The following is a 278-nucleotide window of genomic DNA, read 5'->3' on the forward strand; positions in this document are numbered from 1 at the left end:
CTTTTTCGTCGAGTTCCTCGAGATCGAGCAGCGCGTTGTGCGCGCCTTCCATTGCGCGGATCAGTTCGTCGAGCTTGATCTGCATGGCAGCCGTATCGCGGTTCTGCGTGTTCTGAATGAGGAACACCATCAGGAACGTGACGATCGTGGTCGATGTGTTGATCACCAGTTGCCATGTGTCGCTGAAGTGAAACAGCGGGCCGGTCAATCCCCAGGCAACCACCAGCCCAACGGCGACGACAAAAGTGGTGGGCCGTCCAGTCATTGTCGAAAGGTAG

Annotated in this window: 1 protein-coding gene; it reads right to left on the minus strand. The window is 56.8% G+C overall.

Translation table 11 applies throughout. The features are described 5' to 3' along the window. The coding region (locus tag SB751_RS29925) for a low affinity iron permease family protein (RefSeq protein ID WP_410749013.1) at positions 1-278 on the minus strand (278 nt) is incomplete at both ends.

Source organism: Cupriavidus sp. SIMBA_020, assembly GCF_046535395.1.
GTDB classification, from domain to species: Bacteria; Pseudomonadota; Gammaproteobacteria; order Burkholderiales; family Burkholderiaceae; genus Cupriavidus; species Cupriavidus campinensis.